This window comes from Deltaproteobacteria bacterium, from assembly GCA_009930495.1.
In the GTDB taxonomy this organism is placed as follows: Bacteria; Desulfobacterota; Desulfovibrionia; order Desulfovibrionales; family Desulfomicrobiaceae; genus Desulfomicrobium.
In genome coordinates, this window is record RZYB01000051.1 from 1 (window position 1) to 15,328 (window position 15,328).

Here is a 15,328-nt window from a genome sequence, read left to right on the forward strand (position 1 = left end):
TGGTTCTGTCTGGGAATTTTCCTGGCGTGCAAGGGCCTCTACCTTGATCGGGAAGCATCGTTGCCCATCATCATCCTGACCACCATCATCGGCCTGACCCTAGGCATGCTCAAAAGCCGCTATGTGTTTGACAAGATCGCGGACAAAATTGTCGTCCACATCCGGCAAAAACCTTCACGGGCATGCCTTGGCGGCCTTTTTTCGTTCAAAAACTGGGGACTCATCGTCATGATGATGCTCCTTGGCCGTCTGGTGAGCACATCCGCCCTGGAGCGCGATCTCAAGACCGGCATCTACGTCATGGTCGGAACAGGTTTGGCCTACTCCAGCCGCCGCCTGTGGAAAGCCTGGAGAACCACGCCCCGAATCATGCTTCAGGATCTCCGCCGCTGAGCACTGCCGGCGCGAATTCCGCAAGGGCCATGCCTCGCTGATACAAGGCTTGAGCGCAAACCTCCCACCCGTGACCCACATCGGCACAGCCATGGGCATCATCGCCATATGCCGCCTTGATGCCCACGCGCCCGGCTTCATTTAGGATGGGCGCGCAGACATAGGGCTCGGCCTGACCCTTGAGCAGGGCGCGCGCATTGAAATCCAACACCGCGCCATGATCCCGCGCCCAGTCCAGATTGCGCACGACCCGCGCCCAGACTTCGCCAACGGCCAGCGTGTCGCGGTAATTCGGATCGTAAAGGCGAATCAAATCAAAGTGTCCAACCACTTCCGGTTCGACGCCATGCAGCATCTCCAGGTGGGCATCGAAATAGTCGGCATACAGGGCGGCCAGGCCACCGCAGGCGGCCACGGCCTGGGCATAGGTGTCGCGGGAATAATCAAAGCACACGCCCCGGACGTGGTGCACCGAGCCCACCACATAGTCCAAGCCATGATCGGCCCGCAGCCGCCTCACCCATGACTCACACCCCGGATACCACTCGCTCTCCATGCCCACGAAAATCCGCATCCGGCCCGCGTATTCCTCGGCCAGACGCCGCGCTTCGCGCACATAGGCCGCAAAACGGGTCTGCATCCAGGAGGCCGACCGGCCCAACGCGACTTCATCCGGATAGAGCCAGGCATCGGCAGGCGGCGGCATGTGCTCGGCCAAGCCAACACACTCAAATCCTTGGGCATGATACGTGGCAACCATTTCGGCCAAACTATCCCGGGCATGGTCGCAAAACTGACCGCTATGGCCGCCGTGCAGGCTGGACTTCAGCATCGGCAGGCAACCATGCGGGCGCAAACCTCGTCCGATTGTTTGGGAATACCGACGCTGAGCACTTCGATTCCCGTGTCCGTGACCAGAACATCGTCTTCGATGCGGATGCCGCCAAAGCCAAACCACGTCTCCACGGCCGCATAATCGATAAAGGCATCGTGCAGGCGTTGCTCCCGCCAACGCGCCACAAGCGGCGGAATAAAATAAATGCCGGGCTCGACGGTCATGACAAAACCAGGCCGCAGCGGTCTGGCCATGCGCAGGCCAGACAGTCCAAATTGTTGGGAACGCCGGAAGCCCTGGTCGTACCCAACGTGATCCTCGCCCAGCCCTTCCATGTCATGGACATCAAGACCCAACATGTGCCCCAACCCATGCGGAAAGAACAACGCATGGGCTCCGGCCGCAACGGCTTCGTCCGGATTACCGCGCATGAGACCCAAATCCCGCAACCCCTCGGCAATGACCCTGGCCGCGGCCAAATGACACTCCAAAAAGGGGACATCCGGCGCCATGCGGGCCACGCCCGCGCCCTGGGCCGCCACGACCAGATCATAAATATCGCGTTGCCGCGCGGTCATGCACCCGGACACGGGCAGGGTCCGGGTAATGTCCGACGCGTAGCCCATCTTGGAGCGAACACCCGAATCCACCAGCAGCAAATCACCCGCCACCAATTCCCGATCATGGGAATGATTGTGCAACACCTCCCCCTGTCGGGTCAAAATCGTGGGAAAGGCTTCGGCGCATCCCTGGGAGAGCACCAACCCCTGCATGTGCCCAAATAGCTCCATTTCCGACACGCCAGGGCGGCACTCGCGCATCAACAGTTCGTAGGCCTCGGCGGACACGGCGATGGCGGACCGGATTTCCGAGACCTCGTCGGCGGATTTAGGGCCACGCAACCCCACCACGGCCGCGATCAAAATTTGGGACGCCTCCCGTTCAAGGCGCTCGGGGTCATGGCCCAAAAACCGGGCCAAAGCCAGGGTCTGCCCATCCTGATAGGTCGGAAGGTAATGAATCGTGCGCCCTTGGGCCAAGGCCCCACGGCACGAGGCCCGGGCTTTGTCCAGGCCCGCGCCGCAGGTCAAGCCGGCGCGCGTCGCCAAGTCTTCCAACGACGGGCTCGGCCCGCTCCAGATCGCGTGTTCCAGCCCAAGTGCCGGGCCATGGAGCCGGGCGTCGCCACTGTCGCAGTCCAGGAGCAAAAGCAAATCGGGTTCATCCAGGCCCGTAAAATACAAGAAAGATCCATCCTGACGAAACGGATAGGTATTGGCGCGATAATTCATGCCGATCAAGCGGTTGCCGACCAGAAGAATCAAACCGGACCCAACGCGCCCCATCAGGGCGGCGCGACGGCTCTCATAGACGGAAGGGGCAAACATCGTCACTCCGAAACGTTGTTGTTCGAGGAAAATTCAAGCCTGTCTCGACCGTTGGTTTTGGCCGCGTACAAAAGCCCGTCGGCTTTTTTCAACATGGTTTCCAAACTCTCGTCCCTGGAAACGCGCAGTCCCACGCTCAAGGAAAAGTTCACGACCGTATCCCCAACCGGACACGACCCGGCTGCGATCTCAGCCCGAAACCGGTCCAGATCAAGCCGAAAATCAAGGGGCGGGTCCACGCACAGCAGGCAAAATTCCTCCCCGCCCAAACGGGCCACGATCCCATGCGCCCCAAACCGGTCACGCAACCTGACCCCGAGCCAGGCAAGGACCGCGTCGCCCGCGTCATGCCCAAAATCATCGTTGATGCGCTTGAAATGATCGATATCAAGCATGGCCACGCAGACCAGCAAACCCTTTTTCTGGGCAACGCGAATCCGTTCCGGACCGTGCTCGAAAAGATACCGCCGATTGCACAGGCCCGTCAGAAAATCCCGCTCGGAATAGTCCTTGATCGTCCGGATATACTCCAGCAGGTCCATGTTCTGGGAAACGCGACAGTAAAACTCCTCGCTGGAAAACGGCTTGGTTAAAAAATCATTGGCCCCGCTCTTCAGAAACCGGGCGGACAAAAACTCCAGCTCATGACTGGAAATGCCAATGATCGCCAACTCCTCCTTGGGATACCGTTCTCGCACGCGGCGGATAAACCTCACCCCGTCCATTTTCGGCATCTCATAATCCGTGATGATGAGCCGGATATCTGGATGCTCGTGCAAAACCCGCAACCCCTCCAGGCCGTTCTCCGCTTCCAACACCTGGTACCGATGAACCCGCAGCAGTCCCGCGATGAGTCCACGCACCATCTCGGAATCCTCGATCACCAGGATTTTCAGGCTCTTGTTCATGATGATCCGCCGGGCCTGACGCACCGCGTAACGCAGACTCTCGCCGCCCTCCTTGACCACGTAGTCCACGATGTTCTTGGACCACAGGCGTCTTCGGGTCTGGTCCGTGCAGTCGCCGGCGAACACAATGACCGGGATGCCCCGCGCAAGCACCAGATCCACCACCTCGCCCGAAGGAGCGTCGGGCAGGTTCAAATCCAGCATGGCCACGTCGAATGCGTGCGCATCCAACAAGACGACGGTTTCCGCCAGCGTCCCCGCCGCGAAAATCCGCCCGGTAATGGTCTGTTCCAATTTTTGGACAACGACCTGCGAAAACATCCTGCTGTCATCCACCACCAGCACGTTCGCCATTTGAGCAGCCATGACACGTCCTTGATTTGTCGAGATGAGCCGATTATCTTTTAGGGCTGTAACCGCTCGAAAATCAAACAGCAAGAGCGCCCATCAACCACACGGAACCCCCATGCATTGGATTCTTTTCGCCAACGGGAGCTGCACTCCTTCCCCCCACATCCGCGACCTGGTCGCCGGCGCGGATTGCCTAGTCGGCGTGGATGGCGGCAGCCGGCATCTACTGGCGCTGGACATCCAGCCCCACATCGTGATCGGCGACATGGACTCCATCGCCCCCGACACGCTCAGGACGTATCAAGAAACCGGCGTCACCCTGCATCCCCATCCCGCCAAAAAGGACGCCACGGACCTGGAACTCGCCATGGACCTGGCCTTTTCCGGCGGAGCGACGCGAATCACCTTTTTGGGCATGACCGGCGGCCGCCTGGACCACACCCTGGCCAACGTCCTGCTTCTGGCCCGATGCCTGGACCGGGGGATCCCGGCCTGCGTCACGAACGCGGATCAAACCATCCACATGACGGATTCGGTCCTGAACCTGACCGGGTGCGTCGGAGACACCCTGTCCCTGGTGCCCGTCACACCGGAAGTCCGGGGCGTGACCCTGACCGGTCTGGAATATCCGCTACGCGAGGCCACCCTGAATTTTGCCTCCACATGGGGAATGAGCAATGTCCTGACCTCGTCCCTGGCCCAAGTACGTTTGCGCCACGGTCGGCTGCTCGTCTTTCATCTGCACGACGTCTGAACCCACGGCTGCGTCCCCGCCCTGCCCGTCCCGATCATCGCCGCGACCAGGAGACCGGACACGGCCCGTCAGCCAGGCCCGATACACAAAAAAACGGCGCGGCCCTCTTTTCCGTAAGGGCCGCGCCGCGATTTTCCATGCATGACACAAATTCGAGCTCAAAAAAAATTTGGCCGAAATGAACCGTCCTCCGAAAATCGGCAGGACCAAGGCCGGCACAAAAAATACCAACCTACAGGGCGTTATCCAGCACCATATTGTCCCGGTGAACCACTTCCCGATGCGGGCAGGGCCCGAGCACGCCCTCGATCTCGGCGCTGCTCAGCCCTCGGATCTTGCGCAATTCAGCGGCCTTGAAATTGGACAACCCGACGCCGACCGTTTCCCCGCCAAGACTGACAATCTTGACCAGCGCGCCCATGCCGAAATTCCCGTCGACATCGCTGATCCCGGCCGCCAACAAGCTGCGTCCCTCGGTTTTCAGGGCCCGGACAGCGCCATCGTCCACAATCAGGGTCCCAGCCGGGTCCAGATGATAGGCCAGCCAAAACTTGCGGCCAGAAAGCATTTTTTGGGTCGGAGCGATCCAGGTACCCAGCTCTTCCAAGTTGAAAACCCGTTCCAGGACAAATTTTTCCTGGCCCGAGACAATGAGCGTCGGCACCCCGATCCGGGCCGCGCGGCGCGCGGCCATGAGCTTGCTGAGCATGCCGCCGGTTCCGGCGCCGGTCTTGCCCCGGCACATGGATTGCAGATTCATGTCCGCGATGTCCTCGATGCAGGCCACGAAACGCGCTTCGGGATTGTCCAGGGGGTTGTCGTCGAAAACGCCCGCGGCGGACGTCAGATTGATGATCAGATCAGCGCCGATCAAATTAGCGACCATGGCCGACAAGGCATCGTTGTCGCCGAACTTGAGCTTCAATTCCTGCACGGCCACGGTGTCGTTCTCGTTGACAATGGGGATGACCCGCCAATCCAGCAACCGGCACATGGTGTTGCGGGCGTTCAAAAACCGCTCGCGACTCCGCAAATCGTCCCGAGTCAAGAGAACCTGGGCCGTGATCTTGCCATAGCGCTCGAACGCCTCGTCATAGCTGTGCATGAGCCGGCTCTGGCCCACGGCCGAAGCGGCCTGCTTGTGCACCATGCATCCGGTCGCGGCCTCGGGGCCCAAGACACAACGCCCCGCGGCCACGGCTCCGGAAGTGACCAGCACGATTTCCAGGCCTCGATCGTGCAAACCCGCGATCTGGTCGGCCAGTCGGTTGACCACGCGCGCGTCCAGCCCCTTGTCGGTGGTCAGCACGGCGCTCCCAACCTTGACGATGACCCGCTTGGCCTTTTCCAGAGTCCGTCGGCGCCGTTCGCGCCAATCAGTCGTCCGTTCCATCCTCGCTTCCACCCTCCATCCCCAATTCCGCGTGCATGGCCCACATGGCGTCCAGCACGTCGGAAACACCGGTTTCCTGCAACGCGGACATGAAGTACACGTGAACTCCCAGACGGTCAAAGGCGGCCCGTATCTCGGCCAGCCTCGCCTCGTCCACGGTGTCGATCTTATTGACGACCCGTAGCTGCGGTTTCTGGGCCAGGGCCGGATCGAACTGGCGCAATTCCTCGTCCAGGATGTGGAAACCCGCCAACGGATCGTCCACATGCACATCCTCGATGCTCAGAATATGCACCAAAAAGCGGGATCGCTCCACGTGCCGCAAAAAGGTATGCCCCAGTCCCTGGCCCGCATGGGCGCCCTCGATCAAGCCGGGAATGTCCGCCACCACCAGCTTCCGACCGTGCTCGTCAAGAACCACGCCCAGATTGGGGGACAGAGTGGTGAACGGATAGGCCGCGATCTTGGGCCGCGCGGCGGAAATCCGCGAAATAAAGGTCGACTTGCCCGCGTTGGGCAAACCCAGCAACCCGACGTCGGCAAAAACCTTCAATTCCAGGCGGATGTATTTTTCCTCGCCGTCCTCGCCGGGCTGGGCGAAACGGGGCACCTGCATGGTCGAGGATTTGAAATGGGCATTGCCCTTGCCTCCACGACCACCCCGCGCGACCACGATCTCCTGGCCGGCCTGGGTCATGTCGGCCACCAGGTTTTCGCCATCCTCGGCCTCCTCGAACACCTGGGTACCCACCGGCACCTCGATAATCCTGTCCGCGCCAGCCCGGCCAAAGCACAGCCGGCCGGAACCGGGACGACCGTTTTCGGCCTCCTGCACGGCGGCATGGCGATAATCGTACAGGGTCAAAAGATTGGTGGTCGCGCGGAAGATGACATCCCCGCCCTTGCCACCGTCACCGCCATCCGGGCCACCACGGGGCACATATTTCTCGCGGCGAAACGAAACACACCCGTTTCCACCATGTCCGGAGCGGATGATGATCCGGGCCTCGTCAACAAATCTCATGCAATTCTCCTCGGTCCGGACCACGCCGGACAGCAAAAAGCCGCCCAAGAAAAACTTGAGGCGGCTTTGCAGGCGTATGCCACGGCGCCATCGGTCGCGAAACGCAAACCGCCACGCCCACGCAACTGTCTAGGCTGCGGGAACGACGTTGACCCGCGTCTTGACCTGATTTTTCCGGGTGTACTTCTCGAACTTCACGACACCGTCGATCAGGGCGAAAAGCGTGAAATCCTTGCCAACACCAACGTTGGAGCCAGGATGCACCTTGGTTCCATGCTGCCGGACGAGGATATTACCCGCCAGAACGGGCTGACCGCCGAACTTCTTCACACCCAGTCGCTGACCAGCGCTATCACGTCCGTTTCTTGAACTTCCACCAGCTTTTTTATGAGCCATGATTTCCTCCTGACACTAGCCCTGAATGGACTTCACCTTCAACAGCGTGAAATCCTGACGGTGTCCCTGTTTTCTACGATAATCCTTGCGGCGTTTCTTCTTGAAAATAATAATTTTCTTGTCGCGGCCGTGATCGACCACCTCGCACTGCACGGAGGCGCCGTCGACAAAAGGCTGGCCTATCTTCACCTCGGCGCCCGCTCCAACCAGCAGCACCTTGTCCAGGGTGATTTCCCCACCAGCCTGCACGTCCAGCTTGGCGACCTTCAGGCTGCGCCCTTCTTCTACACGGAACTGCTTTCCGCCTGTTTCCACGATTGCAAACATCTTCGCGTCCTCCAAAATAGTAAACGACGTAGCTACCCATTTGCAGGCAGCCCGTCAAGACCATGACCATACTGCATGTCCGGAGCAGGACATTTGTCGAGAGGGACAATGCGGATAAAACGATCATTCCCGAGACGTCAACAAAAAACTTCACACGCACCAGGTCCGCAAGGCGTCCACGAGATCCTGGGTCTTGTAGGGTTTGAGCAGATGTCCGTTCATGCCGGCGTCCATGCTGCGCAAATGGTCCGCGTCCAGGACATGGGCCGTGAGGGCGATGATCGGAATGGACAGGCCCATGGCCCGGATGGCCTTGGCCGCCTCCAGCCCGTCGAGCACGGGCATCTGGATGTCCATGAAAATGATATCAAACGCGGCATCGGTCGCCAGCAAATCCAAGGCGGCCTGCCCGTTGCCCACGATCTCGATCCGGGTCACGCCCAATCCGGCGAGCATTTTTCGGAACAGCGCCTGGTTGAAGGGGTTGTCCTCGGCCGCCAGGACACGGATTCGCGAAAAATCGGGCATCGCCGACCGATCCGCGTCAGGCGCGACCAGGGCCGCGCGCGGCCGGGGCACGTCCATGTCCAGGACGAAGGAAAAGGCGCTGCCGTCATCCGGAGCGCTGCACAGCGCGATCCCCGCACCACCCATGAGCCTGACCAGACCGTGGGCGATGGTCAACCCCAGACCAGTGCCGCCGTATTGCCGGGTCAGGGAACCATCGGCCTGTTCAAAGGAAGAAAAAACACGCTCCTGCCGCTTGGCCTCGATGCCCATGCCCGTGTCGTGCACGACAAAGGACACACGGCATCCGTCCCCCACCGCGCGCCCCCGCACGGCCAAGACGACCTCGCCAGCGGCCGTGAACTTGAGGGCGTTGCCAACTAGGTTGACCAGAATCTGGGTCAGGCGAACGCCATCCACGCGAACCAGCTTCGGCACGGTGGTCGTCACCACGGCAAAGCCAAGGCCCTTGTTGCGCGCCTGCTCCATGAACATGGCCGCGACCTTGTCCAGCAACACGGGCAGGCTCGTGTCCTCGGCCACGACCTTGAACATGCCGGCCTCTATCTTGGAAAAATCGAGAATGTCGTTGATGATGGCCAGAAGGTTGTCGGCACAGACCCGGATGCCGTCCAGGCACTCGGTCTGCTCCACGCCAAGTTCCAGCCGTGACAAAACCTCTCCCAGGCCGATGATGGCGTTGAGCGGTGTCCGGATTTCGTGACTGACATTGGCCAAAAACATGGTCTTGGCCCGGGAGGCGGCCTCGACCCGACGCTTGGCCTCGATAATTTCCGTGACCTCGATGACGCTGACGATCATGCCCGCGAAACGATCGCCCTCGACCACGGCCTGCATGCGGACAATGACGTCCATGTCCCGGAAGGCTTCCAGTTGCAGTTCCCGGACCTTGTTTCGAGGATTCTCCCGCAAGCTGTCCAGGCCACCGCGCACGGCGGCCTGGAATCTGTCATCGGAAAACAGGGAATAAATCGGCGCGCCCGTGACGTCGGCGTTCGAACATCCCAGAATCCGGATCAGGCATGCGTTGATCTCCAGAATCCTCCCCGCGTCATCGGTCAGGGCCACGCCCTCGTCGATCCCGGCCAGCACCGACTCCAACCGCTGTTTTTCCTGTTCCAGGGCTCTCTCGGCCCGCTTGCGGGTGGTAATGTCCGCGAACACCTCCAGGGTCAGGGTTTCGCCGCCGAGCATGACCGGAATGGAACTCTTCACGGCGTCGATATATCCGCCGTCAAGCCGTCGCAGCCGCACCTCGCTTTCAATTTCCACCCGCCGGGGAGCGTCCGCGAAGCGCGCGGAGGACATCGGACAAAACATGTTCCACCGGGTTTGTCGCTCTTCCAACCAATCGAAGCCGATGCCGAGCAGGTTGGTGGCGGCGAGATTCACGCGACGGATGGCGTCGTCGTGCCCCACGAGAACGATGCCCACGGGCAGGGCTTCCAAAATCCGATCCATGCCGGCTCGTGCCTCGACGACATTGGCGGCGTCCTCTTTCCGATTGTCGAGCAGACGGCGCGTTCCGGCCAGGGCGGACCACCCCAGACCCGCGGCCAGGACAGCGAACACCAAGCCTCCTCCCAGAACGGCACGCTGCAAGGACCGGTATCTTTCATGGTGATGGTCCAGTTCATGACGTCCTTGTGCCACGGCATCCAAATACAGCCCTTCGGCCAGTGTCCGGGCCCTGGCAAAAAGTTCGGCGCAACAGCCCCTTTCTGCTTCGGCGGTGACTGGCCTGGACTGGATTTGTGGCCCCCGCTCCCGGACTAGGCGGGACGCCCGGTCCGAAATCCCGTCCACGACCAGGGCCAATGCCGTGGTCTGCGCGTCGGAGCCGTCCTCCGGCCAATACTCGATTTCCTGAACGACCGCGCCGACGCGCTCGCCTGCGTACCGGACGTACTTGCCGCCCCGGCACAGAACCATCAATGCCTGACGCAACCGCACCAGGGATTCCGCCAGGCTGGCCTCGTGCCCGGCCAACGCCGCCTCGTCGCTGGTGGTCCCGGCCAAATGCGCGGCCAGCGCCGCCGCGTTCAACTCCATGCGCGCCACGGCGAGCAATTCCCGATAGGCGTCGCCATTATCCCGGACATGCAGATACCGACGGCGCTCCACGTCCTGAACAGCATCCAAGGCCAAGGACGCGGCCATGCCCATGAACAGGCACACCAGCATGGCGATCACCGCCCCCCGCACGGGATGCCCGCCCCAGAGCCGCTTCACAGGGCCCTCCCCAAAACGGCCACGCTGACACAGGCCGCGCCCGCGTCCAAACAGGCCTTGGCACAGGCGGTCAGCGTCGAACCCGTGGTCATGACATCATCGACCAGGGTCACGGACCTGCCCGCCACCCGTGACGACGCCATGAAAACACCGACAACGTTGCGGGATCGTTCCTCGCGATTCAGGGTGGATTGGGGCACGGTATCGCGCATCTTGGTCAGACCATCCACGACCACGGGCACGCCAATGCGACGGCCCAGCATCCTGGCCAGTTCCACGCTCTGATTGAAGCCCCGCCAAACCAGACGGCCAGGACGCATGGGCACGGGCACGAGCAAATCGGGCAGGTCCAGGCCATGCACGAGCCAGGCGTCATGCAACAACTCGCCCAGAAGCCGCGCCACGCCCAGATCGCGGCCAAACTTGAAACGGTGCACCAAATCCTTGAGCACGCCCGCATAGGGAGAATGAAACGCGACGCCGCTCCAAGGTGGCGCGCTCACGCGGCAGGCCAGGCAGGCATGGATGGAAGCGGACGGATCGGCGAAGCAAATGCCACAGCGGGGACAATAACCGCCGCGACGGGGAGCGAGCAGCCGGGCACAGTCCGCGCACAACAAGCCATGGCGGGCGTCGGGCAGGACAGCGGCGCACACCTGGCACCGTCGACCGGCGGCGCTCAGGAGGTTGCAGAGAACCCGGCGCGACAAGCAGGACATGCCTACCATGTAATCCGTCGCCCCAAATCCCGCACGGCGCGCTTGGCCGAGGAGCTGCCCAGCAACGCGCCCATGCCGTCGACGCCACCGACTCGCACGGTGTCAACGAGATCGAAATCAAAAACATCCAAAAAATACCGCAAGGTGGGCAAAACACCCTCGAAAAGCCGCTCCCCACGTGGTCGACCCGCCACGAGCGCGGCAAAGGCCCGGCGCCGCGAAGCGCGAGGACGAAGACCCGCTTCCCGGGCCAGGTAGCGACTTTGGGAACGATCGACCCAGGCCTTGGCCTGGGCCGGGAGATGATAGAAATACACGGGCGCGGTCAAAATCAGCCCGGAAGCGCTTTCGACATGGGCGAAAAGTTCTTCCGCCTGGTCCGTGTCGGCGAGCACGCAGTGCCCGTCACGGGCGCAGGCGCCGCACCCGACACAGGGGCGCACAGAAAAATCCCGCAGCCGGAGCACCGTTCCGGCCACGAGATCGGCCAGAATGTCGGCGGCGGCGTCACTGTTGCCGCCGGCTCTGGGGCTCATGGAAATGACAAGCGGACACGTCACGATCTGGGTTTGCGCGTGAATTCAGCGCGCACGAATTCTCCCTCCTGGACCAGGTTCAGGGTCCAGTCGGGCTCGATGTATAATGCGTTTTCGAGCTGGGGCACGACCCCGGGCCGTACCAGAAACACCTGCCGCTCTGTTCGACTGAATCGTAGATACCAACTGGCCTCCGATCCAACACCTCAACATTTATCACGAAAATCATGCTCGTTTGGCACGGCGCCCTCCTAACGGACAAATTCGGTGAAAAACGGATTGTTCAAGGATTCGGTCCCGACGGTGGTCCGGGGGCCATGGCCGGGATACACCACGGTTTCGGCCGGAAGCGTGAAAATCTTGGTCCGCACCGAGCGCATCAATTCCGACTCGGAACTGCCCGGAAAATCGGTCCGCCCCACCGAGCGGTAAAAAAGCAGGTCGCCGGCGAAAACCGCAGACAGCTCCATGAAATAAAACGACATGCTGCCAGGACTGTGTCCCGGGGTGGCCAGCACCAGGCAGGACGTGGACAACCACGCATGCTCCCCTTCTTCCAAGGGCTCGAAATGAAACGCAGGAGTACGCGGAAAGCCCATCATGCCGCCGCCCCCCAATTCCGTGTCCAGCAGAAAGGCATCGCGCGAACTGGCCAGGATCGGGGCCCCCGTGGCCTCGGCCAAGCCCGCGTTGCCCTGGATATGGTCGAAATGCAGGTGGGTGTTCAAAATCACCGTCAGGGTCAAGGCGTTGGCCCGCAAAAAAGACAGAATCTTGTCCGGCTCCCCGCCCGGATCGATGACCACGGCCTCATGATCGTCGTGCACGACATAGCAGTTGGTCTCCAGGACACCCAGTTCCATGGTCGTCACATGCAGCATTCTTTCCTCCATTTCCCGGCAGATGTAGTTGCCTTCGGGGCAAAACACAATTCTGCTTTCTGGACAAGGGGTGGGGCTTCGGGCAAGCACCAGGGGCATACCACCACGGAACCACGCATGAACACAGCCTTCTTGACCCTCGAACCCAAGGCCCTGACCCGCCAGGACATCATCGAATACGAGCCGGTTCTGAAAACCGCCCTCGGGGGGCTTATTCCTTTCCGCTCCCACAGCCTGATTTTCCCAACCACCCCGCCCGAAGACATGGGACCGACCCCCGATCATCCGCACGGCCAAGCCCGCCTGGACCATGACCGGCTGCGCCTCCCCCTGGTCCATGGCGGTCGGATGCTGGCCATCTTCGTGGCACGGGGCATGGACGCGGACGCGGTCCGGCCATCCCTGGCCTACATGCCGGTCATGGCGTCCCTGTGCCTGGAGCAAATCCTGCTCCGCAAACAGGCCATCACCGATCCGCTGACCGGCCTCTTCAACCGCCTTTGCCTGGATCAGGCCATTGACCGGGAAATCGCCGGTATCATCGGAGCCATCATGCCCGGCCCGGACACGGTGGCCGACGAAACCCTGCCCGCGCACAGCGCCTGCTTCGGTCTCATCCTGGCCGGCCTGGACCGCTTCGGGCAAATCAACAAAACCCACGGGCACCTCTTCGGCGACGACCTGCTCAGGCTGGCCGCGGAACGCATGCGGGCAATCTGCCCTCGACAAACCCTGCTTTGTCGTTTGGATGGCGACACCTTTGCCGTGTTCTGGCCCCAGGCGTCCCGGGCCAGACTGCTCGACCTGGCCGACAAACTCGGAAAAGAGCTGAACACGGTTTCGGCGCGATTCTCTCCGCTGCGCGAGGAAGTCACCCTTTCGAGCAGCATCGGCTGCGTGAACTACCCCCAGGACCTGCGGGGGGATCATCTTCAAAAAAGCCGGCGGGAACAATGTCGCCTGATTGTGGAAAAAGCGGCCAAAGCCCTGGCCACGGCCAAGACGGACGGTCGTGGTCACGTTTATTCCTTCAGCCAGATTCTGACCCAGGGCGGCGTGATCCTGGAAACCCTGCCCATGAGCCGCATGGCCATCAACCTGGGGCGAAGCGTGAACGCCCATGAAGGACAACGCTTCCTGGTCTGGTCCCAAAAATTCAACGGTGATGGGATCACGGGCGGCGACCGGGACGCGGCCGCGCTCGGACACTACCCGCCCATGTGCAAGGGAGAAATATCCCTGATCGAGGTCCAGGATGAAATGGCCGTGGCCGAAATCCTGGTTCAAACCGATCCGGACTGGGACATGGCGGCAGGCGACCGTCTGACCCTGGTCGACGAACACTCGGGCCTGGCGGAACAAATCCAGCCCGGGGATCGTCGGACGCACAAGGATCCCTTGACCGGGCTCCTCCCATACCGGGATTTTCTGCACGCCTGGGCCGCCGCCCGCGCTCGGGCCAAAAACTTCTGCATGATCCTGATCCGCCTGGAAGTCCCTCATGGCGGGCGCTCCCCCATGGCGCAAATGAAGGACGAGCAGCACATCCAGATCCTGGCCGCCCGCGCGACGGCGCTGTTCGGCGGCCAGGCCCTGGGCGGCCGGCATAGTCTCCGTGGCATCATGTATTATGTGCCCGACATGGACCAGAAAGACTGTGTTCGAGGCGTTGGCGAACTGCTCGACGACGAACGCCTGACCGGCCTGGCGGCAACCGTCGGTATCGCCACCTTTCCCTTCCTGGACTACACCCGCTCCGAAATTCTGGAAAACGTGCGCAAGGCCATGGACCACGCGGCCATGCTGCCAAACAAGATCGCCTGTTTCGACTCCGTGTCCCTGAACATCAGCGCCGACCGCCTCTTTTCCCAGGACGACCTTTTCGACGCCATCGCGGAATACAAAAAGGCCCTGTCCGCTGACGACGGCAACATCCTGGCCCGCAATTCCCTGGGCATCTGCTACGCCCGCCTGGGCAAATTCGCCATGGCCAGGGCCACGTTCCAGGATCTGACGCACCGCGATCCCAAGCACGTCATGTCTCTCTACAATCACGGCTGCGCCTGCCTCAAGGACGGCGACCCCGACGCGGCCCGGCATTCCTTCGAGGCGGTCCTGGCCATCCAGCCCGACCATGTCTACGCCCTGGCCAGGCTGGGGCTCATGGCCGAGGAAGCCGGCGACCTCGACACGGCCCGGGCTCTCCACGAACGGGTCCAGGTCCTGCCCGAGGGAGACCGTCTGGCCGCCCGTTATCTCGCCCGGCTGGCGTTCCGGCGGGGGGAACTGGATCTGGCCCGCGAATACCTGCACCAAGCCGTCACCGCCAACCCCCAGGACGCCCAGTCCTTCCATCTGCTGGCCACGATCTACCTCGAACACGGCGACGATCCGGAAATCGCCGAATCCCTGGCCCGGCAAAGCGTTCATCTCAAAAGCGATGTCCCGGCTTTTTGGGAGGTCCTGATCTCGGCGCTGGATCGCCAGGGCAAGCATGACGAGGCCGCGCAAACAAAAATCCGCGCCCTGGCCCAAACCTGTTGACAGCGGCCAGCCCTTTGCCTAAAGAGGCACCTCACGAGCGTTCCCCGGTAGCTCAGTTGGCAGAGCAGGTGGCTGTTAACCACCCTGTCGGCAGTTCAAATCTGTCCCGGGGAGCCAGA

General features: G+C 61.7%; 13 protein-coding genes and 1 tRNA gene. 3 read left to right on the forward strand and 11 right to left on the reverse strand.

Annotation, left to right across the window (positions count from 1 at the left end; translation table 11 throughout):
• Positions 1 to 367: 367 nt before the first annotated feature.
• The 3 genes from EOL86_06380 to EOL86_06390 are packed head-to-tail and all read right to left on the reverse strand — an operon-like array spanning position 368 to position 3,890.
• Complete coding sequence (locus tag EOL86_06380; GenBank protein ID NCD25201.1) at positions 368 to 1,225, reverse strand: histidinol-phosphatase HisJ family protein; 858 nt, start codon at positions 1,223 to 1,225, stop codon at positions 368 to 370.
• Positions 1,219 to 2,616 carry an aminopeptidase P family protein gene (locus EOL86_06385; protein ID NCD25202.1) on the reverse strand — a complete coding sequence of 466 codons (1,398 nt, stop codon included), beginning with the start codon at positions 2,614 to 2,616 and terminating at the stop codon, positions 1,219 to 1,221. The genes EOL86_06380 and EOL86_06385 overlap by 7 nt, the downstream gene beginning before the upstream one ends.
• 2 nt (positions 2,617 to 2,618) lie before the next feature.
• The gene (locus tag EOL86_06390) at positions 2,619 to 3,890 is read right to left on the reverse strand and encodes a diguanylate cyclase (GenBank protein ID NCD25203.1); all 1,272 of its coding nucleotides are present in this window, start codon (positions 3,888 to 3,890) and stop codon (positions 2,619 to 2,621) included.
• A gap of 22 nt (positions 3,891 to 3,912) precedes the next feature.
• Between EOL86_06390 and EOL86_06395 the strand changes: the two genes are divergently transcribed.
• Complete coding sequence (locus EOL86_06395; GenBank protein ID NCD25204.1) at positions 3,913 to 4,629, forward strand: thiamine diphosphokinase; 717 nt, start codon at positions 3,913 to 3,915, stop codon at positions 4,627 to 4,629.
• A 232-nt stretch (positions 4,630 to 4,861) separates the two neighbouring features.
• On the opposite strand, the gene proB is transcribed toward EOL86_06395, so the two are convergent.
• The 8 genes from proB to EOL86_06435 all read right to left on the reverse strand — a co-directional run bounded on the left by proB (position 4,862) and on the right by EOL86_06435 (position 12,665).
• Positions 4,862 to 6,022 (reverse strand): glutamate 5-kinase, encoded by a 1,161-nt coding sequence (gene proB / locus EOL86_06400; protein ID NCD25205.1) that lies wholly within the window; start codon positions 6,020 to 6,022, stop codon positions 4,862 to 4,864.
• Positions 6,006 to 7,046, reverse strand: coding sequence for a GTPase ObgE (obgE, locus tag EOL86_06405; GenBank protein NCD25206.1), 1,041 nt, complete (start codon positions 7,044 to 7,046; stop codon positions 6,006 to 6,008). The genes proB and obgE overlap by 17 nt, the downstream gene beginning before the upstream one ends.
• A 129-nt stretch (positions 7,047 to 7,175) precedes the next feature.
• Positions 7,176 to 7,442 carry a 50S ribosomal protein L27 gene (locus tag EOL86_06410; protein NCD25207.1) on the reverse strand — a complete coding sequence of 89 codons (267 nt, stop codon included), beginning with the start codon at positions 7,440 to 7,442 and terminating at the stop codon, positions 7,176 to 7,178.
• A 15-nt stretch (positions 7,443 to 7,457) separates the two neighbouring features.
• Positions 7,458 to 7,769, reverse strand: a complete 312-nt coding sequence (gene rplU / locus EOL86_06415; protein ID NCD25208.1) for a 50S ribosomal protein L21 — start codon at positions 7,767 to 7,769, stop codon at positions 7,458 to 7,460.
• 150 nt (positions 7,770 to 7,919) lie between these two features.
• Positions 7,920 to 10,529, reverse strand: a complete 2,610-nt coding sequence (locus EOL86_06420) for a PAS domain-containing sensor histidine kinase (GenBank protein ID NCD25209.1) — start codon at positions 10,527 to 10,529, stop codon at positions 7,920 to 7,922.
• Positions 10,526 to 11,257: a ComF family protein gene (locus EOL86_06425; GenBank protein NCD25210.1), complete on the reverse strand. Its 732-nt coding sequence runs from the start codon at positions 11,255 to 11,257 to the stop codon at positions 10,526 to 10,528. The genes EOL86_06420 and EOL86_06425 overlap by 4 nt, the downstream gene beginning before the upstream one ends.
• Positions 11,251 to 11,784, reverse strand: a complete 534-nt coding sequence (locus EOL86_06430) for a flavodoxin family protein (protein ID NCD25211.1) — start codon at positions 11,782 to 11,784, stop codon at positions 11,251 to 11,253. The genes EOL86_06425 and EOL86_06430 overlap by 7 nt, the downstream gene beginning before the upstream one ends.
• A 251-nt stretch (positions 11,785 to 12,035) precedes the next feature.
• On the reverse strand, positions 12,036 to 12,665 hold the full coding sequence (locus tag EOL86_06435) for an MBL fold metallo-hydrolase (protein ID NCD25212.1): 630 nt from the start codon (positions 12,663 to 12,665) through the stop codon (positions 12,036 to 12,038).
• 117 nt (positions 12,666 to 12,782) lie between these two features.
• Between EOL86_06435 and EOL86_06440 the strand changes: the two genes are divergently transcribed.
• On the forward strand, positions 12,783 to 15,209 hold the full coding sequence (locus EOL86_06440) for a diguanylate cyclase (protein ID NCD25213.1): 2,427 nt from the start codon (positions 12,783 to 12,785) through the stop codon (positions 15,207 to 15,209).
• Positions 15,210 to 15,250: 41 nt separating this feature from the next.
• Positions 15,251 to 15,326, forward strand: a tRNA-Asn gene (locus tag EOL86_06445).
• The last annotated feature ends 2 nt before the right edge of the window (positions 15,327 to 15,328 follow it).